The organism is Bacillus sp. 05T31, from assembly GCF_056396725.1.
Genome location: NZ_JBFTMA010000974.1, coordinates 1 through 1,998 on the forward strand (window position 1 = coordinate 1; position 1,998 = coordinate 1,998).

Genomic DNA, 1,998 nt, shown 5'->3' on the forward strand with positions numbered 1-1,998 from the left:
GAATGCGCCCACACTAGAAGCGATTATCGCAACCAAAAATAGTATACAAGTATGAAAAAAAACTTTATTCAAAATATTCCCCTCCGTCAAAATATTACTAGAATTATTATACTATAAAAGTTATAATAAGTAATATAAATAATTTTTTGAAAATTATACGCAATTGAGGTTCTAATTTCAAGATGATGGTAGCAATGTTACCGTATCCCTTTACAAAAAATTAAAAATATAAACATTTTATTAAAAATTTTAACAAAAAAACAAAAAACTATATTCACAATCGTCGTATTATATGTATAATGAAAATTGTAGAAACTTGGAGATTATTCTTTCAATTCTGTTTTTCTACAAGTGAGGGTACAGGAAGTGCAATTAGGGGAGGCAACACAACATGAAGAAAAAGATACCGCTATTGCTTGCATCGACTTTAACTGCAAGTATGTTGCTTGGCGCGTGTAGCTACCAGAAAGAGGACGCTAAAGCAAAAGGAAAAGAAAACACTACTAGTAGTAGTAACGGAAAACAGATTCTTAATTTAACAGAGTTATCTGAAATTCCATCAATGGATGCATCGTTAGCATCAGATTCTGCATCTTCAACAGCATTAAATAATACGATGGAAGGTTTATATCGTACTGGCAAAGATCAAAAGAGAATGCCTGGGATTGCTGAAGATGTCCAAAAGCTAGATGATGGGAAGAAATACATATTTAAGTTAAGAAAAGATGCGAAATGGTCGAATGGGGAACCTGTAACAGCGAAAGACTTTGTGTATTCATGGAAAAGAGCAGTAAATCCAGATACAAAAGCGACGTATTCATACATTATGTTCGATATTAAAAATGCAGAAAAAATTCATAAAAAAGAATTACCTGCTGACCAATTAGGTGTAAAGGCGATTGATGATTATACATTAGAAGTGGAATTAGACAATCCCGTTCCTTACTTTATTGATTTAACGGTTTATCCGGTGTTCTACCCACTAAATGAGAACTTTGTGAAATCACAAGGTGATAAGTTTGGTTTAGAGGCAAATACAACATTATATAACGGGCCATTCGTTATGAGTGATTGGAAACATGAACAAAGCTTCCAATTTAAGAAGAACCCATCATATTGGGATAACAAGACGGTTAAAATCGAAGAAATAAATTTCAATATTGTGAAAAATACATCGACTGATGTAAATTTATATGAGACAAATTCGATTAAATGGAAATCTAGTTGAAACGGATTCAAAAGAAGCGAAAAAACTTTGGGAAACAGCAAAGAAAGAGCTTGGCACTGATAAAATTGAACTAGAATTCTTAAGCTTCGATAATGAAGATGCGAAAAAAATTGGCGAATTCTTAAAAGGTGAGATGGAAAAGAACTTACCTGGTTTAACGATCAAAATTAAACAGCAGCCATTCGCACAAAAAAATAAGTTAGAAGACTCTCAAGAATATGATATGGCGTTTGGTATTTGGGATCCAGACTTCCCAGATCCAGTCTCATATTTAGATATGTTTGTTACGAATGGTTCACAAAATAAAACAGGATATTCTAATCCGAAATATGATGAGCTAATTCTAAAAGCAAAAACAGATACAAAAGATTTACAAGCTCGCTGGAACAACCTTTTAGAAGTAGAGAAAATATTAATTAAAGAGGATGCAGTTATTGCTCCGATCTTCCAAAAAGGTTCAGCATATGTGGTAAAAGGTGCCGTAAAAGATATTATCCCAATTAACTATGGTGGTAAATTAACTTACAAATGGGCATCTGTTGAACAAAAATAATCTTTTTTCCATCGTTTACAAGGGTATATGCCTATGATGGGCATATGCTCTTATTTTAAAAAAATAAAAGTAAGAATATTTAAAACTATCTTATTGCTTTTGAGAAAAACGGGGAGGTGCTTGACTATGGGACGTTATGTATTAAAACGTTTCGTGTACATGGCTTTGACATTATTTTTAATTACTACATTGACTTTCTTTTTGATGAAATTACTAC

At 32.3% G+C, this 1,998-nt stretch carries 3 pseudogenes; 2 read left to right on the forward strand and 1 reads right to left on the reverse strand.

Going from position 1 to position 1,998, the window contains the following annotated elements:
- Positions 1-72: pseudogene (locus AC1DJR_RS30435) on the reverse strand (DUF3899 domain-containing protein); the annotation flags it as partial.
- Positions 73-391: 319 nt separating this feature from the next.
- Between AC1DJR_RS30435 and AC1DJR_RS30440 the strand changes: the two are divergent.
- A pseudogene (locus AC1DJR_RS30440) lies at positions 392-1,781 on the forward strand (peptide ABC transporter substrate-binding protein).
- A gap of 33 nt (positions 1,782-1,814) precedes the next feature.
- A pseudogene (locus tag AC1DJR_RS30445) lies at positions 1,815-1,998 on the forward strand (ABC transporter permease); the annotation flags it as partial.